Source organism: Paenibacillus sp. MAH-35 (genome assembly GCF_058135425.1).
The window spans coordinates 145,914-171,842 of sequence record NZ_JBYUPU010000002.1 but is presented as its reverse complement, the minus strand read 5'-3'; the positions used below and the strand labels follow the sequence as shown (position 1 = coordinate 171,842).

Genomic DNA, 25,929 nt, shown 5'->3' with positions numbered 1-25,929 from the left:
AAGTTCCGGTTCGCGCCCTGGGAAGGCTGAGATCGCCATATAACGGAAATAAGTCTTCCGCTAGAGTTCGAGTCAGCCGATGGACTACTGAAGCCGGGATGCACTGCTGGGGCTTGATCGCCGGATCTTGATTGAACCTGGAGCAGAGAGAACCGCTGGAGGCTGGAACGAACCGAGAGAGGGGTGATCGAGAGAATATTGGATTGAATAAATATACGTTAATATGTATAATTACACATTATCTTGGGAGGTGGAAAAGGATGCAAGAAAAAGAGAAGTCCCCGATCACGCAGCAGTTGCTTACTGATGCCGGGCAGTCGGTATTGTTTACGGCGAAGCGGCCGGAGCTCGTTATGGAGCGCGGGGAAGGCATGTATTTGTGGGATACGGACGGCAACCGGTATTTGGACTTTGTCGGGGGATGGGCGGTTACGTGTCTCGGACACTCGCCGGCCGTGATCCGAGAAGCTTTGGCACGGCAAGCCTCCATGCTCGTGAACGCGAGTCCGGCTTACTTCAACAAGCCGATGATCGAATTTGCCAAGCAGTTGACCGGACTGTCGGGGCTGGATAAAGCGTTTTTCGCGAGCAGCGGGGCGGAGGCGAACGAGGGGGCGATCAAGCTGGCCCGAAAGCATGGCGCGGTCCGTCTGGACGGCGCTTACGAGATCATCGCGACGACGAACAGCTTCCACGGGCGCACGCTGGCTACGATGTCGGCGACGGGCAAGGTGCATTGGCGGCCGCTGTTCGCTCCGAAGGTGCCCGGCTTCAAGCATGTGCCGCTCAACGATTTCGATGCGCTGCTCGCAGCCGTCGACCGGAACACATGCGCGATCATGCTGGAGCTTGTACAAGGCGAGGGCGGGGTGCATCCGGCGGAAGCGGATTATGTGGCCAAACTGCGGAAGTTATGCGACGAACGCGGGATTATGCTTATTTTTGACGAGATCCAAACCGGAATCGGCCGGACCGGCAAGCTGTTCGCCTGCGAGCATTACGGCATCAAGCCGGATGTGATGACGCTCGGCAAAGGGATCGGCGGGGGCTTTCCGCTATCGGCGCTGCTGGCGGCGAGTTCGTTCGATCTGTTCGAGCCCGGGGATCAGGGAGGAACCTACTCCGGCCAACCGCTGGCGATGGCGGCCGGGCAAGCGGTTGTCGAAGAGGTCGTTCGCCGGCGACTGCCCGAACATGCCGGGCGCATGGGCGCTTATATGACCGGGCGGCTGCACGAGCTGGCGCGGCAGTATCCGATCCGGCAAGTCCGGGGCCAAGGACTGCTGCAAGCGTTCGAGCTTGAGCGGGGCGACGGCGCTTCGCTGGTGGAGACGTGCCGGGAGAGCGGACTGCTGATCAACTCGCCGAATCCTTCCACGATCCGGCTGATGCCCCCGCTCATCGTTACGGAGGCTGAGATCGACGAGATGATCGGGCTGCTGTCCAAAGCTATGGACGCGATCGAGTGAGCGCAAGTGGTTGTACGGCGCGTGACGCGGCAGCCTGCATCGGACGGCGGCCTCCGGCCGCGTTTACTTCCTCCACGAGATCGCGCCCCGCATGCCGCCAAAGCGGAACGGTTCTTTCCTTCCGGCTGCTCCCGTCAGCAGCAGCGCCAGGCCGAACACGGCCAGCGACAGGATAATGGAGCCAATCAGACTCCACACCGGCAGGAGGCCTTCGTGCTGCAGGAACGAATAGGCCGACTGCCCGGCGATTGCCATGACGGCCATGCTGATCGCCACCTTCACCATGCGGCGCAGGTCGAAATAAAAGCCGATAATGCTGGAGATGGAGAAAAAGTTAAGCATCGTAATGAAGCAGATCCCGAAATTTAGTCCCAGCACCACCCCGGTAATGCCGTAATTCATACCGAGAAAATAAATCGCGGCCGCCTTCATAATCGTCGTGGCGATGAAGTTCCACATCGCCGTAGAGGCTCTACCGAGGCCAAGCAGGACGGCGTGGAGCGGCGCCTCGAAATAATGCAGAAAGAAAATCGGCGCAATAAGCCTGAGCAGCGGCCCCGCTTCCGGCGCGTTGTAGATCAAGGTTGTCAGCGGAGTTGCCCATAGGATCAGGATGACGGTGGCGGGAGCGCCGACGAATAGCGCGATGCGCATCGCCTGGTCCATCCGCCGGTGAACGTCCAGCCCTTTGCGCTCCGCCATCGCTTCGCTGACGGCCGGTATGAGCGCGGTGGACAGCGAATGGGTGATAAAGCTCGGGAAGACAAGCAGCGGAAATACATAACCCATCAGCAGGCCGTACTGCTTGGTCGCCAGGGCGGTGCCGAGCCCGAAGAGCATAAGGCTTTTCGTGACGAGCATCGGCTGAAAGGCGCTGTAAATCGATTGAATGAAGCCGAGCCCTGTCGTAGGCAGGCCGATGTGCAGCAGCTCGGCGAGCGTTCGTCTGCCTTTGCGCAGATGCTCGGCGAAAGGCTCGCCGGGATTGCTCCGGTCGCGCTGAAGCCGGTAGTTGGTCAGCAGGATGATCAGTCCGACCGCTTCGCTCGCGACGGAGCCGACCATAGCGCCGGCGGCCGCGTATTCGATGCCGTAAGGCAGCAGCAGATGAACGAGTGCGACGATGCAGGCGATATGGGCCAGATGCTCGCTTACGTCGGAGAAGGCGATCGTTTTCATATTTTGCTTGCCCCGGAAATAACCTTTCAGCACGGCGGAGATCGCGACGATCGGGGCGATCGGCGTAATGGCGAGCATCGCGTAATACGCACGCGGGTCTGTCAGGAAAATGCCGGCGATCAGCTTCGAGCCGAACAGGGCGAGCGCGGTCAAAATAATGCTGAGTGTCCCTGTAACCGCGAGCGATACCGCCAATATCCGTCTTTGCTTCGCCGCATCCCCCCGCACGTCCGCTTCCGCCACCAGCTTCGAGATCGCTACCGGCAAACCGAGCTCGGTCAAGGTGATGACCAGCGGGACGAGCGGATGCGCCATCATCAGCAGTCCGATTCCTTCCGCTCCCAGCATGCGAGCCAAATAAATGCCGCTTATAAACCCGAGCAGTCTCGTAATCAGGGCCGCCCCCGAAAGAATGAACGTCCCCCGGATAAACGATTGTTTCTGCATAAGCCGCCTCTTTCGAAAAATCCGTTTTTATCCATATATATTCGGGCATGGACCAATACATGCGAACAAGCTTCGGTCCGATCCGAACAAGGCCGGATGGAAGCGGGTTTGCAGAAGTTGTGGTGATCCCCGCCGCCAGTAGTTTGGAGTAGTTTTGAAAAATTACAAATTCCGTGAACGATTGTATACCCTCAGGTGTAAAAAAGAAGAGGCATTGTCTAAAGAACGGACGCCTTATTCACGATATGATGAAGACGGAATTGCCCGAATTGCCCGCGCGGAGGAAAGACGCAGGATAGGGCAGGAAAACGGGAGTGCGGCGACACCGCAAATGGGAAGCGCTTACGGCTAAAGGGAAGCCATGAACGGCAAGCCGGCAAGACCAGCGGGCTGCGGTGTCTCTGTACGAACCCGGATGCCATGCCGTTGCGCCGATTCATCGATGGGAGGGAAAGAGATGTCGAACTTGTTTCGGCTCGCCGCAGCCGGAATCGCCCTATGTCTGGCTTATGTGCTGACGGTACGGGGATTGGCCGCGATTCAGAAAGCCGATGCGCCGCCGCCCGGTTTCGCCGTGAACGAAGGCTTTGACACCGGAGAAGGAGAAAGCAAGCCGGACGGATCGGATACCGTTTCACCGATAACCGGCAAGACCGCCTTAGGTTCTATAACGCCGTCCGACACGGAGCGGTACGATTTCGTCCAATCGCTGCAGGAGCATAACGAGACAGCCGGTCCGCTGTACGCGAGAGTGACCGGGGACCGCAGGATCGAGGTGCTGATCCCGTTTAACGGGGGACATTACGCCCATTACTCGTTTCTGAAGGACGACAAAGACGATTTTATCAAGCTGCAAAACGGCGCCGTATCCGTGCTTGAACAGGGAAGCATCGTGAAGCTGTTCGACACGCTGCAGCCTTGGAGCAACAAGGAATTTGCCCTCAACGTCTTGCCGGAGGGTGCGGCACGCAAGGCCGAATGGATACCGGAGCACAGCGGCGTCGGTACGGCGTTCGCCGAATCGCAGCGCATTTCTTTCGACGGTACGGAAATAACTGATTGGACGCCGGGCAAGCCGCTGCAGGCAGTCGGGGCGGTTAAGATCGAGCAGCGGCTGAAGGCGATTTTCCCGGACGATCCGGTACATCCGGTCGCTGATATCGAAAGCTTGTTCACAGCTGACAAGGACGGCGTGTCGATCCAAGCCAAAATCACGTGGCTGCAAAACGCGACGGTCACGGCCGGGTACGGGATGATGTTTCCCGTATTGAGCTCTTTTGCCGGCAAGCTCGTTACCAGTTACGGGAATGTGTACGACGCCACGGCAACCGACGGCAGCGTAACGAATCTGATCGAAGACGACCGTGCGTCCAGCTACGCCTTCGTTCATACTTCCGGAGGCGGGAACGGAGAATCCGGCGTTATGGTGGCGATGAATGTGGACGATATCGCCAAAACGTTCCGCTACGGGGAGGCGGGCAGAAGAGCGGCCGGCCCGATCGTCTGGCTGCAGCACCGGGACCAAATGATGCAGAAGCTGTATCCGCATGTGTACCACAATCATCCGGTGAAGCCGGGGGATACGTATGAGGTGGCCGGGCGTTTCTTCATCGGCGAAATGCCGCCGGTGTTCACGGCCAGGTAAGTGCGCGGCTCAGATGGCCCGACAGAGGCCGTCGGCCTGATCGGCGAAAAGGACCTCAGCTTCCACGACGCAGTGGAGATTGGGTCCTAACGCTTGGGAGGGGGCGTCTCCAGTGTATGCGCACACGTATGGGACGCCTCTGTTTGTTCCAGCTCTTATTCACCAGACGCTTGGCAAAACTTTAATATCGCGGTCCAGCCGGGACAGGAACGAATAGTTCGGGTTAAAGGTGAAGATCCGCCGAATTCGATAGTGCAGCAGCACAACCGCAGTGAGCGCCTCGTTCAGCGAGAACCGGCAATCCTGATACTCCGTCAGCAGCCGCCTCGCTTCCCGCTCCAGCTCGGGGCCTCCGGGGATGATCGTAAGAATGCCCATCTGTTCGGCTTTGTCCACCGTGTTCAGAAACATTTGCGCATCCGAGAAGTCGAAATGGTTGCGCAGCCACTGATGCGTCTCGAAGACGACGTAGTTGGTCGTGGACAGCGGCCGGTCCAAGTCGTGAAGTTCGTAGAACAGCGAACGGGCCTTCAGATAATAAGGGTCCTCCGGGTTCATAAATGCCATCCAGGCGGACTGATCGAGAAAGACGGAATAGGCCGGGGACGATTGATCATGCGAATTCATCGATCTCCACCTCCGTTTCCGCGTCCCGGCTTTGTCTGCGGCCGGTCAGTCCGTCCAAGGCGAGCAGCGGATTGTTTTCGATCTGCAGCGAATTAACCTTGGCGATCCGCTCTTGTCCTCGAAGCAGCAGCTGCTGCTTCAGCAAGTAATGAACGACGGCGCTAACGGACGTATTCTGGGCTTCGGCGAGCTGCCGGCACTTTTCGTAGTATTCGGGCTGAAGCTCTACGGCTGTGCTCGCATCATCGGGCATTTCCCGGGTGCCGTCCTGATCGTGTCCGATGAACTGATTGGCGGCATCCTTCCATTTTTTTAGCTGATTGTGCATAAAATCTTTCGAGCTGCTCATGAGGTTTCACCTTCCGCTTACTTGGAATAGTCGAATAATGACGACGATATGTATGTCGATACAGAGTCAATTTCCTATTCAAAAATCAATCCCACGAACGAACAAACTGGAGAAACGGGTACGGATCTGTAACGGATTATGAAAGGGACTCTCTACTCTAGTATATAAAATCCGACAGGCGTCTGCCAGACTTCGACTCGCAGCTTCCTACAGCATTCGGGACAAGACGACATTTTCTGGGCGCGGCAAAGCAAGCGGGCGCCTTTTTTTGCCGGCATCCCGCATCTTTGGCCTGCTCGAATTCGGCATAATCCGCTATTACCCAAAAAATCGACAGTTGAAACACCGCTATTTTCAAAAAGCTGCGCTTGCCCGGCAGGCTGGACAAAAATGTTTCCGCTTTACTTCTTACTGACCGGCAGTCTCCTGTTCCTCCGCTTGCCGGGGAGTCGCCTGATCTCTGACAATCGTCTCCTGCAATTCCCTCAGCTGCATCTTGACCAGCTTTAATTCGGCTATGATTTTGTCCGGTTTGGCGGCTCTTTTGACGATTGCGGCTACGATTGCGAAAAAAATAACATTGATTAGCAGAAACATAATAATCGGTCCGAATGCTATGATTGACATAGAATTCTCCATGAATCTCATCCTCCCCTTAACATAAGTGGTATATAGTCCCATCGACCATACTCGTTATACCATATTCCGGCAGGAGAGTCTATTATTCGACCTATCGGAAGAGTAAGGGATTCTGCTGTTCATTGCCGGCATTTCGTCCGGTGTTCGCAGGGAGGCTATCCGATCTATGCGTCGCAGCGGGGCACTGCGCCGGATGGCGGATGGACATTCGCGGGTAAAAGAAACACCGGCATATGGCCCACGTGGGGGCGATACCGGTGCTTCTTTGTGGAAGGCTGACGGAAATGGCGGTTAGGCCGCCGGTTCAGCCGGTGATCCAGTTACTCCGCTGCAGCGGCATTCAAGACGGTGATACGTCCTTCCAGCTGCGGAGAAACAGTCGGGTGTTTTTGCAAATATTCGTAGAAAGCGTCCCGCAAGTAGCTTTTCGTCTTCGACAGCAGCTTCGTTTCGTCCTTCAGCATCGTGAACTTGTCGCCGCCTCCGGTCAGGAAGTCGTTGGCTACGACTTTGTATATTTTCGTCGGGTCGATCGGCTTGCCGTCAACCGTCACTTCGACGAGGCGCGAGCCGGCTTCCTTCGAGGCGTCGAACGTATAGCTCAAGCCGGATACTTGCAAAAATCCGCCGGCTGCGCCAGGGTACCACGACACGCCGTGCTCCAGCGCGTCCCACACCGTCTGGCCGCTGGCTTCGACCATGACGACGGTATTGTCGAACGGCAGAGCCGCGTACACGTTCTCCAGCGTAATGTCGCCTTCATTGATACTCGCGCGGATGCCGCCGCCGTTCTGCAAGGCGATGTCCGCCCCCGTCATCTCACGCAGGCTGTCGGCGACCGCATTGCCCAGATTCGATTCCTTCAGGCGTACCGTCTGCCGTTCGCCGTCCAGCGCCACACGGGTCTTGCCGACGACTTCCTGCATCTTGCCATCCAATTGCCCGCGATACTCATCGATAATCGAGGCAACCGCCGCATCCTCCTCCAAATTTTCCGTCAAGAAAATATGAGCGAAGTTCAAGCCGAGCATGCTGCCGTTCATCATGTTCAGGTTGATCTGATTCAGCACCTCGGCATGTTTGCCTGGAGAGATCAGCCACGTATCGCCGATAATCTGCGGAAATTCGACCACGTCTTGTCCCCCGCCGATCTCTACGTCGATGCCGCCGACCTTGGCCGGCAGTACCGGGTTGTCGCCGTGCATATGTGCCAGCGCAATGACGACGTCGGTCCGGTCTTTCACAGCGTCCACCGTTTGACGGGCCGCTTCGAATTCATTTTGAAAGCTGACGCCTTCGACATTTTTCGGATGTGTGTAGTAGTGGCTCTCGTCATCGGTAATACCGACGATTCCGATCTTGATGCCGTCGAGCTCTTTGATCACATAAGACTGCAAAAATTCGGGATTTGCCCCTTTGTACAGCGTATTGGCCGATAAGAACGGAAAGTCGGCGCGCTTCGCGTTGCTCTCCAGAACATGAAACGGAAAGTCGAAGTCGTGATTGCCGAGCACCATCGCATCGTATTTCATCGCATTCATGACGTCGATCGTAGATCTGCCCTCGAACAGATTGCCGATGTTCGTATTGTACGGGGCGTCACCGCCGTCTACGAGAAGCGTGTTCGGCTGGATCGCGCGCGTATCGTTAATGATTTTGCTCATATGCGCCAGTCCGCCGATTTCGCGCTTCGCGTCCTTCGGCTTGTAAGGCTCGAGATGGGAATGGATGTCCGAGGTGGCGAATACGGTAATAACCTTGAAATTCGGGTTGGCGACCAGCTTGGCCAGTATGGCTGCGGCTTCTTCCCGCGAGATCAAGTCCGCGCTTGCCGCGTCTTCCTTCGTTGCGATGCCCAGCTCTTCGGCTTTATCCGCGATATTCACTTGCTGTTCGGCTCCATATACGGTGCGGACGATCATCCCGATCCATTTGGACTTGGAGATGGCTTGATCGGGCATGTACATCCCGCCGTCGGATTCGTCGGCGCGCACTTTCAGGGCGCCCTCGATATAGGCCGAGCCCCAATGACTATGAATATCGGGCGCCGAAGGCATCGTGAACGAATCGTCAATCACGCCGAGCGGATCTTCGTAACGGAACGATTTTTTGAGGGTCGGGTCCTCGGCCGGCAGGGAATGAATTTGCGGTAGCTTCAAGGCGCGTACGAGCATCGCCGCCGCCTCCGCCTTGGTCAGAAGCCGCTGCGGATGGAAGCTGTCACTGCGTTCCACGACACCCTTCTCCTGCAGGGCAAGGATCGCTTGCCGGTACGGGGAAGCCTGAATATCTTCGAACCCGACTGCGGGCGCAGGCGCAGCGTATAAGGTTGCTCCCAGAGTGGCGGCAAGTACGAATCCGGTCATACAGCTTGCGAGTTTTTTCTTCATGTCTGTAACAGCAGCTCCTTGTATGTAGTGATCAGAAGTTCATAAACCGATCGTCCCATAACTGTGTTAGGCGGGTGTTAACGTCATGTTAAGATTTGGATAACCCCGGGACGGAGGGCAATCGGAATTCGGATGGTTTTACCAGCGGTCCGGAAACATTGAAGCTTTGCAGCCGGTAATATACAATGAGCGAATAGACATCTTTGCGAAATGAGGGATCCCATTGACCGAACAATTACGAAGCTGCTGCGGTTCGACAAGCCGGGCGGCGATGACACCTTCGGCACATGCCGAAGAGACGGCAAATGTTTCGTCAACTGTTGAAGCCGAGGCCGGCAGCGGAGCGCAAACGTCCGAAAACCTGCATGCCGCTGGCCCGGACAAGGCTCGGGAAGGGATGATTTTGCTTCCCGGAGGCGTGTTCTGGATGGGCAATACAGGCAAGGACGGCTTCCCGGCGGACGGAGAAGGGCCGGTTCGGGAAGTGAGTCTGGATCCGTTTTATATAGATGCCTGCACGGTAACGAACCGGCAGTTTGCGGAGTTTGCCGAGGCTACGGGATACCGGACGGAAGCGGAGAAGTTCGGCTGGTCGTATGTGTTCGAGATGTTTGTGACGCCGCGGCTTGCTCCGCATTTGATGGGACGGGTTCAGGGAACGCCGTGGTGGTTCGCGGTGAAGGGCGCTTATTGGTTCCAGCCGGAAGGGCCGGGCTCGGCGATCTCGGACCGGATGGATCACCCGGTCATCCATGTCACGTGGAACGATGCCGCCGCCTACAGCAGCTGGGCCGGCAAGCGGCTGCCCACCGAAGCGGAGTGGGAGTACGCCGCACGCGGCGGCCTGGACCGGAACACCTACCCGTGGGGCAACGAGCTTACGCCGGACGGAAAGCATATGTGCAATATCTGGCAAGGAACGTTCCCGGAGAAAAATACGGCCAGAGACGGCTACGTCGGAACGGCTCCAGCCAAGTCTTTCGAGCCGAACGGCTACGGCTTGTACAACGTGTCGGGCAACGTCTGGGAGTGGGTGTCCGACTGGTTCAGCCCGAGCTACTACAAGGAAGGTCCCGCGGACAATCCGCAAGGGCCGGCTAAAGGCGACCGGCGCAGTATGCGGGGCGGGTCGTATTTGTGCCACAAATCGTATTGCAACCGGTACCGCGTAGCGGCGCGTAATGCGAATACGCCCGACAGCTCGTCGGGAAATATCGGCTTCCGGTGCGCGGCGGATGTGAAGCGGTAAGGGGAAATAGGGGCATGAGAATGCTTGGTAATGCTTGGTAATGCTTGGGGATACTAGGGAAGGTCATGACGTAGGTCGGACATCGGCCGGTTGCGGCGTTCTCACAGGCGGGGTATTACTTGTGCAGGGTGACATCTGAGCGAAGCGGAGAAGTCTGAACGCTGGGGAGCGATTGGAAGATGTCCATGTCTGGGAAAAGGATCAATGGGGCACGATCGCAGAAGCAGAAGGCAGCCGGTATGGTGGCGGCGGATCGTGTTGCCGGGGACGGGATGCGGCTATGATGACGAGTCTGCTGATCGTTTGTTTGCTGACGGTGCTGATTCATGCGGCGGAGACGCTGTCGTACGCGGTCCGGTTCGCCGGGGTGCGGATGGGCAAGCTTGCCGTCGCGTTGTCGCTTACGGGAGTGATCGTGCTTGTAGCCCGAACCGCCAATCTGGCGCAAGCGCCGCTGACCGGGAAGATGGTCGATCAGGCGTTAAAGGACCCGGGCTTCGATCTGGAGACGGTGCTGCGGCTGATTATCGCCGCGTCCACGCTGGGTACGCTGATTGCGATTACGCTGTTTCCGTCGTTTGTGCGGCTGTTTTCGCGGGCCGTCGTTCATCTGGAGGCGGCAGGCTCGATCCCGAAGCTGGTCAGCAGCGTTACGGTGGACAAGCTCCGGTCCGCCAGAACTCATTTTCGCAAGCCGACCTGGTCGATGCTGCGCAGCCTGAGGCTGTACGGCATCCCGAAGCGGTTTCTGCTGCTGAATATGACGGTTACCGCGATCTATACGATCGGTGTGTTGTCCACGTTGTATGCTTCCTATATGGACCCGGATCATCTTGTCGCGATCTCGCAATCGTCGGGGCTGATTAACGGAATGGCTACGATTCTGCTGACTTTGTTTATCGATCCCCAGGTCGCCATCCATACCGACCGGGCGCTGTCCGATCCGAAAGAAAAACCGAAGCTCGGCCGGATGTTCGGCCTGATGATGTTCTCGCGGCTGTGCGGCACGATGCTGGCGCAGGCGATATTTTGGCCCGCCGCCTGGTGGGTCGGCGTGCTTGCTAGGTGGCTGCTGGTGTAAACGGGCGGGGGAGGAGGAACATTGGTCCTCGGAGAATCGTGGGGACGGAAGAGGAAAGTGGAAGAGGAAAGACGAAAGTTCAAAGACGAAAGAGGAAAGACGAAAGACCGTTTGCAGCCTGTAAAAAGGCCTGAACGGTCTTTTCGTTGAGTCTTTTAAGGAACGGAGCCGACCGACCGCGTGTCATGTAACGGATAAGAGTGGTTTGTAGCCTTTATTTTGTCCAAAATCCCCTTGGAGGAGGAAATAAGAGCGATTTGGGACTCTAAAAATCGGCAAAAAGGGAGCAGACACCATAAGTTGGTTGAAATAAGGGGTGCAAACCGCCTTTATTTGCCCCGATTTTTTCGATTAGGTTGAAAATAGGTTGCCAAAGACTCTTATTTTGTGATGGGGCTACCGACACATTGGACAATACCGCTGTTTCTATTGCGACTGCCACGGTTATTATCACTGTTACTGCCACTGCTACTGTTACTGTTTACGTCACGGTTACTGTTATGGTTACTGATATAGTTACGGTTACTGTTACTGCACCTGCTGCTGGACCTGCAACTGTTACTCTTACTGCAACTGCTACCGCCACCGCTACTGGTACTACTAATAAACTATTACTGCTGTTACTCCCGCTCCGGCTTCAATTCCTCGCTGCGAATCAGTTCGTCAAGCTCGCGCCGCAGCGGCTCCAGATCAGGAAACGGCCGCTCGATTTGCAGCAGACGCCGGATAAACAGGCGCACCCCGTCAGGGAGCGTCAGTTCCTCCTCCCAGCCCCGTTCCGGCTGGCCGGGCTGCTCCTCGAAGTCGGCATACAGCATAAACAGCAGACAATGTCCTAGCGCATAAAAATCGCTGGCAAATACAGGCTCGCGGCGTATCCGTTTCTCCTCAGGATAGTCGTCGCCCTCTTCCATGTCGGAAGCGGCGGTTGGTACGGAGGCCCCGGTCGCTACCGGACAGGCAAGGCCGAAGTCGATCAAGGCGAGCTGCCCGTCCAGCCGGATCATAATGTTCGGGATGCGGACGTCGCGGTGGACGAAGCCCTTGCTGTGAACGTAACGGAGAATATCCGTAATGCCTCGCACGACGCGCAGAGCGTCCAGCAGTGTGAATGTACGTCCGTCCGCGAACAAAGCGTCCTCCAGATTGCGGCCCCGCATATATTCCATACACAGAAACAGGTTGCGGCGCTCGGAAAACCGGTTCAGCAGCTTCGGCACGCCGGGATGATCGAGCGACGCCAGTACGGCCGCCTCGCGTTCGAACACCGGGAGCCCTTTCCTCCCTTTTCTGCGGCTGGGTCTCACTTGTTTGACTACGCACTTTTGCCCGATCCGCCTATCTTTGCACAAATAGCTGATTCCGTAGCTGCCGATCCCGAGCACCCGTTCGATCGCATAACGCCCGTCGAGTACGGTTCCGGCCCGCAGCGGGCGGTCCAGCACCGCTTCGCGCACCCGCCGCCACATCTCTTCCGCGAGCGCTTTCCACCTGCCATATCGTCGTGACCCGTGTTCGCTATGCATCGTTCCCGCTCCTTCCGGCCGCCTTCATGTTCATGTCGATTTTAACAAAAATCATGGCGTATTTCGAACGGGAGCTGCTGAACCTGTAGGCGGGCAGTTGTCAAATCAGCCGCAAATATATGGATTGTCCGGTCTGAAAGGAAATGATATGATCGATTTCGAGGACAAGGACAAGTCGGATGCAACGGGAGGATGGCATATGAGCGGTATATCTTTAAATTCCGCGTATTCGCAGTTCAGCAGCAGCGGTCTTCCGCAAGCGATCGGCATTATGATGCTCAGCAAAGCCAAGGAGTCGGCCGAGCTGCAAGGAGCGCAGATGGTTCAGATGATGCAGCAGAGCGTTCAGCCTCATCTGGGCGGCATTCTCGATATCCGCGCATAAGTTGGCAAAACGGAATAAGCAGTCGGTCCACAAAACCGATCCTGATCCGGATACCGGATTCATGGGCGGAAAGCGCCAGTTCCTACCGTGAGGAGGGGGCGGCGCTTTTTCTTATAGATCAGAAAGTTTAAGTTCTTTACCGTGCTAAAGTGAAGGGGGAGGGTTTCCTTACTTGGCGTTAGTGAACATATACTCAGGTTTGATGACTAACGAATCGTATCGTGCTTATGGCTGAAAAACGACATTATTCCAGACTTAACGAATCCGGGAATCGTTATTGAATCGATAGTGGAAAAAAACGATCCGATTTGCGAGGAATAACAATACAAGAGTTCGTTACAAATTCAAACGCCCGCATTCGGCTCTTATAACGGTTGCTGGGTTCGTTAGCGATACCACCGCATGAAGACAACACGACTGAGGGCCAGCGGCTGGAGCGAAGGTACCCATTCCCTTCCAAGTGCAACGTATGGGTTTTCACGTGGAAGGGCCGTCCGGACGCTTTTCCGGACGGTTTTTCTTAAAAGTGTTGATTAGGGTGATAAGTTCTTCACCATACTCAGGCAGATAAGAGATCCCCTGACTTGTCGAGTCAGCTGTGTCGCAAGCTTCTCATCGTGAGGCCGATTGGCTCTCTGCCATGCTTCTAGTGGGGAAGGAAGTGTTTTCAGCAAAGCCAAATCTGTTTTGTTCGCAAGAAAAGCTACCCTTACGAAGTGCCTTACGCGTGGCAAAAGGCTTCGTATGGTCGTATGGAAGCTTTCCTACAAGGAAGCGGCTGTTTCGGGATATGGCGGCTGTTCTTCTCTATATGTAACGGGTCGAACCGAAACGCCGCTTCAGGCAGCCGGTCCAAACAATTTCGCACTCCGGTGTTTCAGCAATCTTCGATCGGGGTAATAAGAATCAAGTGGGAAGTGGTGATTTTACAAATCAAACGGCGGAAAACAAATCCGAATGGATTCAGCTATCCGAAAGGTTGATGGTAACCATGCTATCCCAAGTAAGAAGGAAGCGCTCGAAATGGTTTCGAGTCGTTACCGGTAAAGTGCCCTAGCATATGGAAGACGGCTTCTTAACGTAAGCAAGTCCTAGATCATCACGCGATCCCACTCTGAAGGCCCTTCGACAAGAGCGAAGGGCCTTCTCCAGTTTTGGTGAAGATACGCTGCTCCCGCACAAGTCCGCTTCTGCGCTTGACCATCGTCACCCGCAGCCGCCGCACCGCGCGCCGGGAGCTTCGCACGAGCATTCGGCGTTTTCCCCGCCCGTTCAAGCCTTTTCCCCCTCGAATGTAAAGATCCGTGCACCCGATCATAAACTGCAAACCGCCGTTGTAACCGGGCGTACATGGAAAACGCCAACCGGTTATTTCGCGATTCCTCCGCATCCTGTAGCGTTAGAGCCGTGATAGGCGCCGGGCGCGGTTTTGCTCCGGGAAGCTCGCCGTGCCTGATGCGCCTTACGCACAATTGATCAGAATCAAGGGGGATACGCAACATGAATCCAAATCCGAAATGGTTAACAACGGTCGGCGCCGCTGTTCTGCTAGCGCCAATGCTCGCCGCTTGCGGCAGCGACGCGGGAAATTCCGGCGCCCAGCCGGGCGGCACCGAGGCGGCCGGCACGAAGGCGCCTGCCGCAGCCGAAACGGTGTCCGCGAACCCGTTCGCATCCGACGAGAAGGCCGAGATCGTGATCCGGACCGGGATATCGGACGAGCTGTTCGAGCAGAAGTATCGCAGCCTGCTGAAGAAAAACTTCCCGAACGTGACGTTTACGAAAGCCGGCACGAATATCAAGCTGCAGGATCAGCTTGCCTCGACGCCTCCGGATCTGTTCGATCAGGGGTACACGAACTTGCAGGAGCTGACGAACCTCGACCTGGCGTTGAACCTCGATCCGCTTGTGGCGAAGTATAAGGTCGATCTGAGCCGTTTCGACCCGCATGTCCTTAAAGATGTGCGTTCGTATTCGGTGAACAAAAATGAACTGCTGCTCATCCCGTTCTCGATCCAGCCGTTCGTGCTTCATTACAATAAGGATTTGTTCGACAAATTCGGCGTTCCTTATCCGAAGGCGAACAGCACGTGGCAGGATCTGATCGAGCTGTCCAAAAAGCTGTCGCGTACCGATCAAGGCGTCGCTTATCGCGGACTGGATGCCGGTCTTAACGTGAACCGGATGCAGAAGCAGCTGTCGCTTCCGTTCATCGACAAGGCCGGAAAGTCGGTCGTAGGCTCGCTGCCGGGCTGGAAGACGCTGTATGAGACGTATGGAAACATTTACGGCGTTTCCGGCAACTTCCCGGAAGGGGCGAAGCACGGGGACGGACGCAAGGCGTTTCTGGAGACGAGGTCGCTCGCGATGTATCCGCATATCGTCATGCTGACCGACACCGATTTCGTGCAGGCGGCGCAAAGCGGGTTCAACGTCGGTATTACCACATACCCGGTATTTCCGGATAAGCCGGGCGTCGGTACGGGGCTGTTCGGCGGCGGTCTGGCGGTTAACAAGCTGTCGAAGCAGCAGGAGCTGGCGTTTAAGGTCGCGATGCACTACGCGTCCGACGACGTGCAGAAAGCGCTCAGCAAGATGGGCTTCGTTACGCCGCTTGTCAGCAAGGACGTACGCAACGCGTTGTTCGAAGGCAATCCGCTTGCAGCGGGGATCGATCTGAACGCCATCTACGCGACGCGTGTCGCCGATCCGTACGATCGCACCGACTGGGACCAGCTTGCCTTTAACATCGTCAATGCGAGCATGCAGCCTTATTTTACGGGACAAGTGGACTTGAACTCGACGCTGCGGGACGTGGACGAGAAAATTAACAAGATGGTCCAGGAGCAAAAGAGCAAGTAACCGCAAGCATGAAGCTACAGCATATCTTCCGCGCCCGTCCGGCCGCCTCGCGCAGGCTGGCCGGCGGCGCATCCGCACGTCTTCTTTCTTTCGAACTGCCGGCAATCCGGTCCTTGCTGCCATGCGATTACGGAACGCGGAACTTCTTCCGGTCAACTCCGGGATATTCCAAGCCCGCACCGTTCTGGTATAATGGCGTAAAGCGACCATGCCTCGCATAGAAAAGGGGGACGTCATGGCAAGGGGGAAGCTGAACTCCAAGCTGCTGTACCGGTATATCGTCTCGTATTCGATCGTATTGCTGCTTCCCGTGCTGATCATCGGGCTCGTCGCGTACAACTTCTTCATCCAGCTGCTGGAACGGGAAGTGACGAAGAGTAACATGAATGCGCTGACGCAGGTAAGGGATGCGGTGGACGTCAATATGACGGAGCTGAACAACATCGCCTTTCATATCGCGGGCAATACGAATCTGACGCCTTACAACGTAACGAAAAGTCCGTTCGCCGAGCTGAATACGATCGCCCAGCTCCGCAACTATGTAAGCGCCAACCAGTTTATCGACCAACTGCTCCTGTACTTTCACGGACACGATACGCTGTATACGCCTTACAGCACGTATGACGTTCATACGTTTACCGATAAAATCGTCGGTTATGACAAATGGAGTCCGCCCAGCTTCGTCCGGGATCTGCAGACGGCAACCTATCCGTATATGCGCGGAGCGGAAGACGTCACCAGCTTCAGCGGAATCCGGGAGCGAATCGTGACGTACGTGATGCCGCTGCCGCCGAATCATCCGACGCCCTACGGAACGGTTGTGTTCCAGCTTAAAGAAAGCGCTTTCCAAAGTTTGCTGGAGAAAAAATTCGGGGACGACCCGGGCGACACGTTCATCCTGAACGAAAAAAACGAGCTGATCGTATCTACACATGGCTTCCCGGCCGAAGATGCGAAACGGCTGGCGGAAGCCGGCTACGGCGAGCCGGCTGCGGATCAGGCGAAGACGGTCCGGCTGCACGACCGCGACTATTTCGTCTACGACGTCCGCTCGGAGCGGCTTGGCTGGACGTACGTCTCGCTGGTCGATCAAGAAGCGGTGCTCCACAATGTGAAGCTCGCCCAGCGAAGGACGCTGTACGCGATATCGGTCGTATTCGTGCTGGGCGGCGTCCTGATCTTCTTCGCGACTCAGCTCAGCTACAAGCCGATCCGCAGGCTGCAGCGGTTTGCCGAGAGCAAGGCGAAGCGCGAATTCGACGGCCTCGGCGAGATCGAATCGATCCAGTCGGCGCTGTCGCTGATGTCCGATAGTAACGAGGAGCTGAACCGGAACATCTCAAGCAGCAGACCGGCGATGAAGCATTACACGCTGCTGACGCTTCTTCGCGGCCGGTTGCCGGAACAGGCCGAGCTGAACCGCCGGCTGGAGCTTGCGCATATGCAGCTGACGAAGCCTTATCATCTGGTAGCCGTGCTGCAGTTTCCGAGAAGCTTCGCGGTGCAGCCCTCCGCTCGTTCCACATTGCTGGACGATCTGGAGGCGAGCTTTCCGGAGGGGGCGGAAGCGTACGGGATGGAGAGCGTCGAAGGTGCAAGCCTGATCTTCATCCTCGGAACCGACGACCCGGGCGGAGTCGAGCATAAGCGGCTGCTGATCGATGCGCACCGTACCTTAAGCGACAAATGGCAGACCGGCCTGACGATCGGCGCCGGGACCGCCTACGGCTCATGGAGCGAGCTCGGGAAGTCGTACATTGAGGCGTGCGGTGCGGCCGATTACCGTCTGATCGCGGGTTACGGCCAAGTGCTCTTTTTCTCCGACATCGTCCCGAAAACGGAGCTTCCGCACGAGGATTATTCCAAAGGCGACTGGAATCAGCTCCGGCTGTATATGTACCAAGGGGATGCGGGGCGGATCGAGCAGTACCTGGAAGCGATGATCGGCACGATCCGGGAGCGTCAGCTGCCGCTGTTTCTGGTAAAATGCATGTGCTTCGACCTGATTCATGTCATTTTGTCGATGCTGAGTGAGCTCCGGTGGGCGGATGGAGAACTGGCGGAGCAGTATCCCGACGTCTGGTCGCTGTCCGAGTTCGAGACGGTCGAAGAGCTGATCGCGCTCGTGAAGCATATATCCGAGGACATCTGCCGGATCGTGGCGGAGCGCAAGGAGAGCGGCAATACGGATCTGGCGGGCAAAATGATGGCTTATCTGAGCGAGCATTACGGCTCGAGCCAGCTGTCGCTGCAGCAGGTCGCGGATGAGTTCGGCATGTCCGCCTCGTACCTCAGCCGGTATTTCAAAGACCAGACGGGCCAGACCGTGTCCCAATACATTCAGACGCTGCGCATGGAGAAGGCCAAGGAGCTGCTGCGCGCGGGGGCGGACAGTCTGCAGGAAGTGGTCGAACGGATCGGCTACGGAAGCGTGTCCGGCTTTATCCGCAAATTCAAAGAATCCGAAGGCGTCACTCCCGGGGAATTCCGTACGATGCATCAGAAATAACCGGGGAGCTGCATACAGGAATTCCAGACAAAAGGGGGAGCGGCGCATGGAGCGGACATGGAGAAAAGCGGCGGGGCTTGGGCTTGGAGTGCTGGCGGCGGTCTGGATCGCAGCCGGCTGCAGCGAAGAGGAGAAGCCGGAGCTGCTATCCGCCGATTCGGGCTTGAATCCGGGCTTTAACGAGACGGGCCTGCCGGTGGTCGACCGGCCGATCAAGCTCAAAATTCCGGTATACCGGCAGCATTATCAGAAGGACTACTACGAGATGGTTACGCTGCAGGCGCTGACGGACAAAACGAATATTCAAGTGGAGTGGGAGCAGATCCCGGCCGAAGGCTGGAAAGAGAAAAAAAACTTGATGCTTGCGAGCGGCAATTACCCGGACGCTTTCTTTACCGGGCTCAACCTGGTCGACGTGGTCAACTACGGCTCCCAAGGGATCATTATCCCGCTTGAAGATTTGATCGACCGTTACGCCCCGAACATCAAGCGGATCATGGAGCAGCATCCGATGCTCCGCCGGATGGCTACCGCGCCGGACGGCCATATTTATTCGATTCCGTGGTTCGAGGATCAGCAGCATTTTCAATACCGCAATACGTTTTTGATCAACAAGAAATGGCTCGACAAGCTCGGGCTGCCGATCCCGCAGACGACCGAGGAGCTATACCGGACGCTGAAGGCGTTTAAGGAAAACGATCCGAACGGCAACGGCATCGCCGACGAGATTCCGGCCACGTTCCGCCACGGCACGACGACCAACGGTTATTACGAGCTGTACGGCTCGTTCGGGCTGATCGACGCCTTAACCGGATTTTCCGTCGACCCGGGCGGCAAGGTCGTCTTCGAGCCGGTGCTGGACGCCTACAAGGATGCGGTCCACTATCTGCACCGGCTGTTCGCGGAAGGACTGCTGGACCGGGAGACGTTCACGCAGGACGTCAAGCAGCTGCTGTCCAAGACGAGGAGCGAGCGGGACGTCGTAGGGGTGATCGCTTCCTTCAACGGCGTATACGAGCTCGGCTACGAGCGGCTGGAGGACTATGAAGCGATCCCGGCCTTGATCGGGCCGTACGGAGACCGGATCTGGAGACGGCAGGACAACCGGATCATTTTGAACTATTTCTCCATTACGAACAAAAATAAACATCCGGAAGCGACGATGCGTTTCGTGGATACGATGAACGAGCCGAGGAGCGTGCTGGAATTCAAATACGGACCGTTCGGCACCCATCTGCTGGAGAAGCCGGACGGCCGGATCGAGATCGTAAACCCGCCGAAGGGGCAGGATACGAGCAGCTGGATCGGCGCCACGACGCCCTCCACCTCGATCCCTCTGCTGGCTTCGAAGGAGTGGCTGCAGAAGCTGGAGCCGAGCGCAAGCGACTTGTACCGCAACCGGTTCTACGAGCTATACAAGCCTTACATTGCTCCGGAGGAGCGGGTCTTTCCGACGATGTACATGACCGAAAACGAGAACAAGCGGCTGAGCGTGCTGGAGACCGAGGTGATGACCTACGTGCGCAGGATGGAAGCCAAATGGATCGTGGAAGGCGGTATTGACGCCGAATGGGACTCTTATGTACAGGAGCTGAGGAAAATGGGGCTTGGCGAGCTGCTGGAGATCAAGCAGATCGGGTATGACCGGTTTAAGCGGTAGAGGCGAAGGCTGCAAGACGCGGTTGAAGGAGCATCTCGACCGACAGCGAAAAGCGAATCCCGATCGCCGCCGTACCAATCGCCGTTAACGCGCAACGCATCGGAGCTTCCGAATCCGATAGGATGAGGTGAAGCCCTATGGCTCAAACGATATTCCCTAACCCGGTCCGGCCGGCTGCTGACGACTACGTCACAGTGTACGAATCACCCGACCCGCAAAACGTATACGCATATTCGCCTGCTGTCATCGCGCTTCCTTCGGGAAGACTCGTGCTGACGATGGACATCGGGGGCAAAGGAGTCGCGGACCTGCCGGGCCCGAAAGGTTCGCGCCACGGTTATATCGCGCAAGGCAAAGTATACGTCTCCGACGATAAAGGGCGCACGTGGAAGCATACGCACGACTTCCCGTTTCTGCATGCGCGGCCTTTCGTCGCAGGCGGCACGCTGTACGTGCTGGGCCATTGCGTCCAGATGATGATCATCCGTTCCGAGGACGGGGGCGAGACCTGGTCGGAGCCTTCGCTGCTTACTTCGGAGGGAGACTGGCATCAAGCGCCGTGCAACGTCCATTATGCGAATGGCAATGTGTATCTGGTCATGGAAAATATACGCGAGAACGATCTGACCGTCTGGCCGGTCAGTCAGATGGAGCCGGTGCTTATGCGGGCGCGGACCGATGCGGACCTGACCGATCCCGCCAGTTGGACGTACGCGTCCAGGCTGTCCGCGATCGAGGCGTTTCCGTCAAGCGGGCTCGACAACTTCGGCGTCCCTTTTTTCACGGAAACGCCTTATTACGAGAAGGGGCAGCTCCATTGCGCGCTGGTCGGCTGGCTGGAGACGAACGTCGTCCAGTTCACCGATCCGGACCATTACTGGCACGATCCGGCGGGCAAGACGTTCCATCTGTGGGCGAGAGCCCATACCGGCGGGACCGGTTATGCCGCGATCGCCAAAGTGGTGGAGCACGAGGACGGCTCGATGACGACACAGCTCGAGACGACTCCGTCCGGCAAAAAGGCGGTTTTCGTCCCGTGTCCGGGCGGGCAGATGAAGTTCCACATCCTGTACGACGAGGAGACGAGGCTGTACTGGCTGCTCAGCTCGCAATCGACTGACAGCATGACCCGCAAGGAGCGGCTGCCGAAGGAACGGTTCGATCTGCCAAACAACGAGCGTCATCGGCTGCAGCTGCATTTCTCCAAAAACTGCATCGACTGGTGCTTCGCCGCGCTTGTAACGGCAGGCGCTTCGCCGAAGCAGTCGCGCCATTACGCGAGCATGGCGATCGACGGCGACGACCTCCATATCGCGAGCCGCTCCGGGGACGCACGGGCGCGCGACGCGCACAACGGCAACCTGATCACGTTCCATACGGTGCGGAACTTCCGCTCGCTCGTTTATTAGGCCGGCGGAGCGTCAGCCCGGAGCCGGCCGGGAGTTAGCTTGCTTTGCTTGGGGCGGTTCCGCCGGGTCCGCCCGGCCTGCCGGTCCGTTCGCGCTCCGGGGCGGGAGCATGCACGCAAGAAAATGGGCGATCCCAAAAGGTTCGGATGACAGAGAAAGGTGCCCATTTCAAACGAAAGGACCTCAAATTCTGCGGTAACGTGGAAGCTGAGGTCCTTTTTCTCGAGGAAAACCAGTTCTGGCTGGGACTTGTAACATCACAGAATGACTTTTGAGACAGCATATGTACGCGGGGAACGTGACACACGGGCTCTGAACAAATAGGAGTCTTTGGCGAGCCTGTCGATTCATTGTGTAGAAGTGTTAGCAGACCGTTCCAAGTGAAAAGTTACCTTCTTCTGCTCAGACAGGTTGTCCGGAATCCCTTGATTGAATAAGGAGTGTAAGGAAACAGATTGACTTGTTTGCCGCCGTACTCGGCCTCGAGCTCGCGCATGAAATCGAAAATTCTGTGCAGGAAGCCGCGAACGTCTTCAACGCCTGCATATACGGCGGGGTCCGGCACCAGTCCGGCCATCCGGACGTCGCTTCTCTTTAGCAGGTCCGCTTCTCCCAGATCAAACACGTCGAGTCTGGCATCCACAACCGCTTGCTTGCCGGTGGCGATCTCTGCGGTCTGGACAGCCCTTTCCCGGGGAGAGGAAAAGACATGGTCGAAGGTAACGCCCTGCAGCCGTTCCTTGAGCGCTTCCGCTTGCCGGACGCCGGTTTCGTTTAAAGGCAACCCTCGTCGGCCTTGCAGCCGGCCTTCCTTGTTCAAATCCGTCTGGCCATGTCGCAGGACGTAAATCATCGCTGCAGCCTCCTTCATCACTATACGCGGCGGATTCCTTTCACCTGACCTGAACCTCATTGTTACGATGCCGCCGCCATTCTGATCGGCTTCGCACGACAACCGCGAGCGGCGCCCTTTCTTCCCGTTTGCCGCCTCGTTATGGAATTCACCGTATCCTCCCCGCGTTCCTGCTTATCCCGGCATCCCGTCCGGCCTGCAATCTGCATCGTGGGTCGTTACCCGGGCGGGTTCTATGCGGGCAGTTCCCTTTATCTTTCGGGTTCTTTTGGCTGCAGCCAGCCGTTCAGGCTGCTTTTTCACCGTGGACAGGACGATGCTGAGCAGGACAAGAGCGGCGCCTATGTATCCTTTGGGCGACAGCTGTTCGCCCGCAAACCAATACCCGATGACAGCGGCGAAAACCGGCTCCAAGGCGAACAGCAGCCCCGTACGGGTGGGGGAGATGTATTTCTGGGCAACGGTCTGCAGGATGTACCCCAAGGCGCTGCATACGACGCTGAGCATGAGGATGGCCGCCCAACCGCCGGGCGACCCCGGAAGCGACGGCGTTTCAAAAAGCAGAGAGAAGACGAGGCCGTACAAGCCCGCAAAGCCAAGCTGCAAAATGCCGAGGTTCAGCGTATCGACTTTCTGCGCGGCGATGCTGACGACCATAATATGGATCGCATACATAAAGGCCGCCGCCATGCATAAGAGGTCGCCGCTCGTCATCGCAAAAGGCGGCTGAACGGTAAGCAAGGCAATTCCGGTTATGGCGACTACAACGCTGAGGATCAGGCTCAGCTCGATTTTTTTTCTGAATACGACAGTGCTGATCAATGGAACGAATACGACGGTCAGGCTGACCAGAAAGCCCGCGTTGGACGTTGTGGTCGTATGTAAGCCAAACATAATCGGGGTGAACACAAGAAATAATAAGAACCCTAGCAGCATGGCATAACGTACGGTTTGCATATTAACTGTCAGCAATCGTCGGCCAAAGATCGCCGCCGCCAGGAGAAAGGCGATTCCGAAACGAAGGGCGATCAAATTAAACTCTCCCAGCGAATCGAGCCCCATCTTCATAAACAAATAAGACGCCCCCCAACAAACGGTGACGAATACGATCAACAATTCGGCTTTTAGCGGTTTCATGGTGCCCCTCCTTCAATTCCAAAAACAAATCCAGTATACTAATCGAAAATAAACAAGTAAAACGAATGTTTCTTATTCATATCATGAGAAAAATTCATGTAAAGTAGTGACGGGAGGCGTACGCATGAGCATTAACAAATACAAAATCTTGGTGAAAGCGGTCGAGCTCGGAAGCTTGACCAAAGCGGCGGATGTGTTGGGGTTCACCCAATCCGGGGTCAGCCACGCGATTAACAGTCTCGAAGACGAGTTCGGCTTTATGCTCGTCACCCGAAGCCGTTCAGGTGTCAAGCTGACGACGAATGGAGAACGGATCTTCCAAACGTTGCGCGAAGTGTTGAGGTGGAACGAACATCTGGAGCAGGAAGTCGCCTCGATTCAAGGGATCGAGCTGGGCACGATTCACATCGGCACGTTTACGAGCGTGGCGGTTCACTGGCTGCCGGGCATTATTAAAGATTTTCAGCTGGACTATCCGAATATCGAGTTTAATCTGGTCGAAGGGGATTATCGTCAGATTGAGGAGTGGATTCAGGAGGGGAAGGTGGATTGCGGTTTTTTGTCGCTGCCGACCTGGGACAGCTTTGACGTCATCCCGCTGCAGCAGGACCAGATGCTCGTCTTGCTGCCGGCGGATCATCCGCTGAGCGGCCAGACGGCCGTAAAGTTTGCCCAGCTCGGGCAGGAGCCGTTCATTATGCCGAGCCGAGGCTCGGACGACGATGTCAACCGGGTGCTGGCAAAAGCATCCGTGCAGCCGAATATCAAATATACGGTAGGCGACGATTACGCGATCATGGCGATGGTCGAGAAAGGACTCGGGATCAGCATCCGTCCCGAGCTTGTGCTCCGGGGGCAAAGCCGCAATATTCGGCTGCTTCCGCTCGAGGAGCCCAGCTACCGTACGCTCGGCATCGCGGTCAGCTCCATGAAACACGCATCCCCTGCCGCCAAGCGGTTTCTGAGTTATGTCCGGAGCTATCCGGGACTGGGCGAGTAGTGCGGATTTTGCAGATTGCGAGCTTGCGGCAGCGGCCGCTGGGGTATTCGCTGCCGCAGAAGCCTTTTTTGCACCCCATATAGCATACAGGCATGATCTTTTAAGCTAATGTATACACCTGATACAACGCATACTGCTGGTTTGCATGAATCGCGGTCCGGACCTTGGTTAGTCCTGAAGCAGGCGCCGAATGCACGTAATCGCGAATAATCTGCCGCGACAAGCCGACCACCTCCGGATCGTCCAGCACCTCGTCTATAGGGCGATACCGTGCTTCGGTTATTTCCAAGCCGTCTGCTTCGGGGGTGCCGGAAATCGGCTCCATTTCATAGACGAGATAGACGCCATGCTCGCTTTGCCCGTGGCGCAGGGAGTCACATGCGGCAGGATCAGGCGGAGCGGACCGGACTGCCGTTTCTTTGATGCCGGATCTGACGGCTATCAGTCTTCGCGGCTGAGCTGTAATCCCGGTTTCCTCGTACACTTCCCGAATGGCGGCCATCTCGAACGTCTCTCCGGGCTCGACCAATCCCCCGGGAATCATCCATAATCCCCGGTTAGCGCCATACGTTGTTTTTACAAGCAGAACGTTATGGTTCCGGACAATCAGTCCTCCAGCGGCACAAACGACATTCATGGTTTGCTCCCCTTCCCTTTTTCTGGATCGTACCATAGAGAGGTTTATAATTGGAAATTCTAATATCTTATTTTTACTATAGGAAAAGCCTATAATCAGTTCGATACTTTGCCTTACCTCCAGTCCGGTTGCTGCCTTTGGGGGATACAGCATCGTTTGCCCGGTCAATCCCATTTTCCCCAAACGCAAGGAAAACTAGTAAAAGGTACATTCTGCCCGGCATATCAGTTATAATCGAGAGAAATGGAAGAGTCCGTATGCAGAGAGAATAATTAACATGGATTCCTGGGGGGATACCTGGGCTTATGCCAAGTAAAATAAGTCTTTTGCTTACCTGTAATTACGACGCGCTGACCGCCGAAGCCCAAAAGGAAGTGTACATGGAGTTTTATAAACTGATGTACGGGGCGATCTTGTTCATGGTCAAAGAACATGCCGGTACGGAAGATGTCATCCAGGAAGCGTTCCTGAAAGTGATTAAACATGTACCGGATTTTGACGAAGAGGACCGGTTGAAAGCATGGATTCGGGTCGTTGTCAAAAATTGTACGTTTAATTATTTGCGAAAACATAAAAAAGTTCGTAACGAAGTCGATGTTGAAAGTGTATTTATTCATGACAGCATCAGTTATGCTACCGTCGCGGGGACGATCGAACAAGAGGTGGAACTGAAAGCGATGACGGAAGCCGTAGATAAATGCCTGCAAGAGCTGAAGCCGGAGTATCGCGTTCTGATCGAGCTCAGGTGGAAGCAGTCGATGAGTTACAAGGAAATTGCCGATGTCCTGGCTACCAATGAGCAGACGGTCAAATATAAGCTGCACCGGGCAAGAGAGCTGATCAAGAAACGATTTTCCAAGGATTGGGGTGTCTGAG

21 protein-coding genes are annotated in these 25,929 nt (G+C 56.3%); 11 read left to right on the top strand and 10 right to left on the bottom strand.

What is annotated here, in order from left to right:
• The first annotated feature begins 260 nt into the window (after window positions 1-260).
• A complete protein-coding gene (locus tag AC3Y2E_RS02495) occupies window positions 261-1,469 on the top strand; it encodes an aspartate aminotransferase family protein (protein WP_379206791.1) in 1,209 nt (402 codons plus the stop codon).
• A gap of 63 nt (window positions 1,470-1,532) precedes the next feature.
• Here AC3Y2E_RS02495 and spoVB read toward each other — a convergent pair whose 3' ends face one another.
• A complete protein-coding gene (spoVB, locus tag AC3Y2E_RS02490) occupies window positions 1,533-3,095 on the bottom strand; it encodes a stage V sporulation protein B (protein WP_379206789.1) in 1,563 nt (520 codons plus the stop codon).
• Between the two features lie 457 nt (window positions 3,096-3,552).
• Between spoVB and AC3Y2E_RS02485 the strand changes: the two genes are divergently transcribed.
• The gene (locus AC3Y2E_RS02485; protein WP_379206787.1) at window positions 3,553-4,740 is read left to right on the top strand and encodes a hypothetical protein; all 1,188 of its coding nucleotides are present in this window, start codon (window positions 3,553-3,555) and stop codon (window positions 4,738-4,740) included.
• 159 nt (window positions 4,741-4,899) lie between these two features.
• Here AC3Y2E_RS02485 and AC3Y2E_RS02480 read toward each other — a convergent pair whose 3' ends face one another.
• From AC3Y2E_RS02480 to AC3Y2E_RS02465, 4 genes are all read right to left on the bottom strand, one after another.
• On the bottom strand, window positions 4,900-5,367 hold the full coding sequence (locus AC3Y2E_RS02480; RefSeq protein ID WP_190931607.1) for a type II toxin-antitoxin system VapC family toxin: 468 nt from the start codon (window positions 5,365-5,367) through the stop codon (window positions 4,900-4,902).
• Window positions 5,354-5,716, bottom strand: a complete 363-nt coding sequence (locus AC3Y2E_RS02475; RefSeq protein WP_190931608.1) for a hypothetical protein — start codon at window positions 5,714-5,716, stop codon at window positions 5,354-5,356. The genes AC3Y2E_RS02480 and AC3Y2E_RS02475 overlap by 14 nt, the downstream gene beginning before the upstream one ends.
• A 408-nt stretch (window positions 5,717-6,124) precedes the next feature.
• The gene (locus tag AC3Y2E_RS02470) at window positions 6,125-6,355 is read right to left on the bottom strand and encodes a hypothetical protein (protein WP_379206784.1); all 231 of its coding nucleotides are present in this window, start codon (window positions 6,353-6,355) and stop codon (window positions 6,125-6,127) included.
• Window positions 6,356-6,675: 320 nt separating this feature from the next.
• Window positions 6,676-8,745 (bottom strand): bifunctional metallophosphatase/5'-nucleotidase, encoded by a 2,070-nt coding sequence (locus tag AC3Y2E_RS02465; RefSeq protein ID WP_379206782.1) that lies wholly within the window; start codon window positions 8,743-8,745, stop codon window positions 6,676-6,678.
• A 223-nt stretch (window positions 8,746-8,968) separates the two neighbouring features.
• Between AC3Y2E_RS02465 and AC3Y2E_RS02460 the strand changes: the two genes are divergently transcribed.
• Together AC3Y2E_RS02460 and AC3Y2E_RS02455 are read left to right on the top strand one after the other, a co-directional pair.
• Window positions 8,969-9,994: a formylglycine-generating enzyme family protein gene (locus AC3Y2E_RS02460; RefSeq protein WP_379206779.1), complete on the top strand. Its 1,026-nt coding sequence runs from the start codon at window positions 8,969-8,971 to the stop codon at window positions 9,992-9,994.
• Window positions 9,995-10,166: 172 nt separating this feature from the next.
• Window positions 10,167-11,075: a lipid II flippase Amj family protein gene (locus AC3Y2E_RS02455; protein WP_379206777.1), complete on the top strand. Its 909-nt coding sequence runs from the start codon at window positions 10,167-10,169 to the stop codon at window positions 11,073-11,075.
• A gap of 620 nt (window positions 11,076-11,695) precedes the next feature.
• Here AC3Y2E_RS02455 and AC3Y2E_RS02450 read toward each other — a convergent pair.
• The gene (locus AC3Y2E_RS02450; protein WP_379206775.1) at window positions 11,696-12,601 is read right to left on the bottom strand and encodes a serine/threonine protein kinase; all 906 of its coding nucleotides are present in this window, start codon (window positions 12,599-12,601) and stop codon (window positions 11,696-11,698) included.
• Window positions 12,602-12,800: 199 nt separating this feature from the next.
• On the opposite strand from AC3Y2E_RS02450, the gene AC3Y2E_RS02445 reads away from it, so the two are divergent.
• Window positions 12,801-12,986, top strand: coding sequence for a YjfB family protein (locus tag AC3Y2E_RS02445; RefSeq protein WP_379206773.1), 186 nt, complete (start codon window positions 12,801-12,803; stop codon window positions 12,984-12,986).
• A gap of 1,099 nt (window positions 12,987-14,085) precedes the next feature.
• Here the strand turns inward: AC3Y2E_RS02445 and AC3Y2E_RS02440 are convergent.
• Window positions 14,086-14,262, bottom strand: a complete 177-nt coding sequence (locus tag AC3Y2E_RS02440) for a hypothetical protein (protein ID WP_379206771.1) — start codon at window positions 14,260-14,262, stop codon at window positions 14,086-14,088.
• Window positions 14,263-14,486: 224 nt separating this feature from the next.
• On the opposite strand from AC3Y2E_RS02440, the gene AC3Y2E_RS02435 reads away from it, so the two are divergent.
• The 4 genes from AC3Y2E_RS02435 to AC3Y2E_RS02420 all read left to right on the top strand — a co-directional run bounded on the left by AC3Y2E_RS02435 (window position 14,487) and on the right by AC3Y2E_RS02420 (window position 21,426).
• A complete protein-coding gene (locus AC3Y2E_RS02435) occupies window positions 14,487-15,848 on the top strand; it encodes an ABC transporter substrate-binding protein (RefSeq protein WP_379206768.1) in 1,362 nt (453 codons plus the stop codon).
• A 235-nt stretch (window positions 15,849-16,083) separates the two neighbouring features.
• Entirely contained in the window at window positions 16,084-18,357 is a 2,274-nt protein-coding gene (locus AC3Y2E_RS02430; RefSeq protein WP_379206766.1) for a helix-turn-helix domain-containing protein, read from the top strand.
• Window positions 18,358-18,403: 46 nt separating this feature from the next.
• Window positions 18,404-20,017 (top strand): extracellular solute-binding protein, encoded by a 1,614-nt coding sequence (locus AC3Y2E_RS02425; RefSeq protein WP_379206763.1) that lies wholly within the window; start codon window positions 18,404-18,406, stop codon window positions 20,015-20,017.
• A gap of 137 nt (window positions 20,018-20,154) precedes the next feature.
• Window positions 20,155-21,426, top strand: coding sequence for a sialidase family protein (locus AC3Y2E_RS02420; protein ID WP_379206761.1), 1,272 nt, complete (start codon window positions 20,155-20,157; stop codon window positions 21,424-21,426).
• Between the two features lie 388 nt (window positions 21,427-21,814).
• Here the strand turns inward: AC3Y2E_RS02420 and AC3Y2E_RS02415 are convergent, their stop codons facing one another.
• Entirely contained in the window at window positions 21,815-22,279 is a 465-nt protein-coding gene (locus tag AC3Y2E_RS02415) for a histidine phosphatase family protein (protein WP_379206759.1), read from the bottom strand.
• A 174-nt stretch (window positions 22,280-22,453) separates the two neighbouring features.
• Window positions 22,454-23,416 (bottom strand): DMT family transporter, encoded by a 963-nt coding sequence (locus AC3Y2E_RS02410; protein ID WP_379206757.1) that lies wholly within the window; start codon window positions 23,414-23,416, stop codon window positions 22,454-22,456.
• 124 nt (window positions 23,417-23,540) lie between these two features.
• Here AC3Y2E_RS02410 and AC3Y2E_RS02405 point away from each other — a divergent pair, with 124 nt between their 5' ends.
• The gene (locus AC3Y2E_RS02405; RefSeq protein ID WP_379206754.1) at window positions 23,541-24,416 is read left to right on the top strand and encodes a LysR family transcriptional regulator; all 876 of its coding nucleotides are present in this window, start codon (window positions 23,541-23,543) and stop codon (window positions 24,414-24,416) included.
• 100 nt (window positions 24,417-24,516) lie between these two features.
• Here AC3Y2E_RS02405 and AC3Y2E_RS02400 read toward each other — a convergent pair whose 3' ends face one another.
• Entirely contained in the window at window positions 24,517-25,053 is a 537-nt protein-coding gene (locus tag AC3Y2E_RS02400) for an NUDIX domain-containing protein (protein WP_379206752.1), read from the bottom strand.
• Between the two features lie 305 nt (window positions 25,054-25,358).
• Here AC3Y2E_RS02400 and AC3Y2E_RS02395 point away from each other — a divergent pair, with 305 nt between their 5' ends.
• A complete protein-coding gene (locus tag AC3Y2E_RS02395; RefSeq protein WP_379206749.1) occupies window positions 25,359-25,928 on the top strand; it encodes an RNA polymerase sigma factor in 570 nt (189 codons plus the stop codon).
• Window position 25,929: the final 1 nt, after the last annotated feature.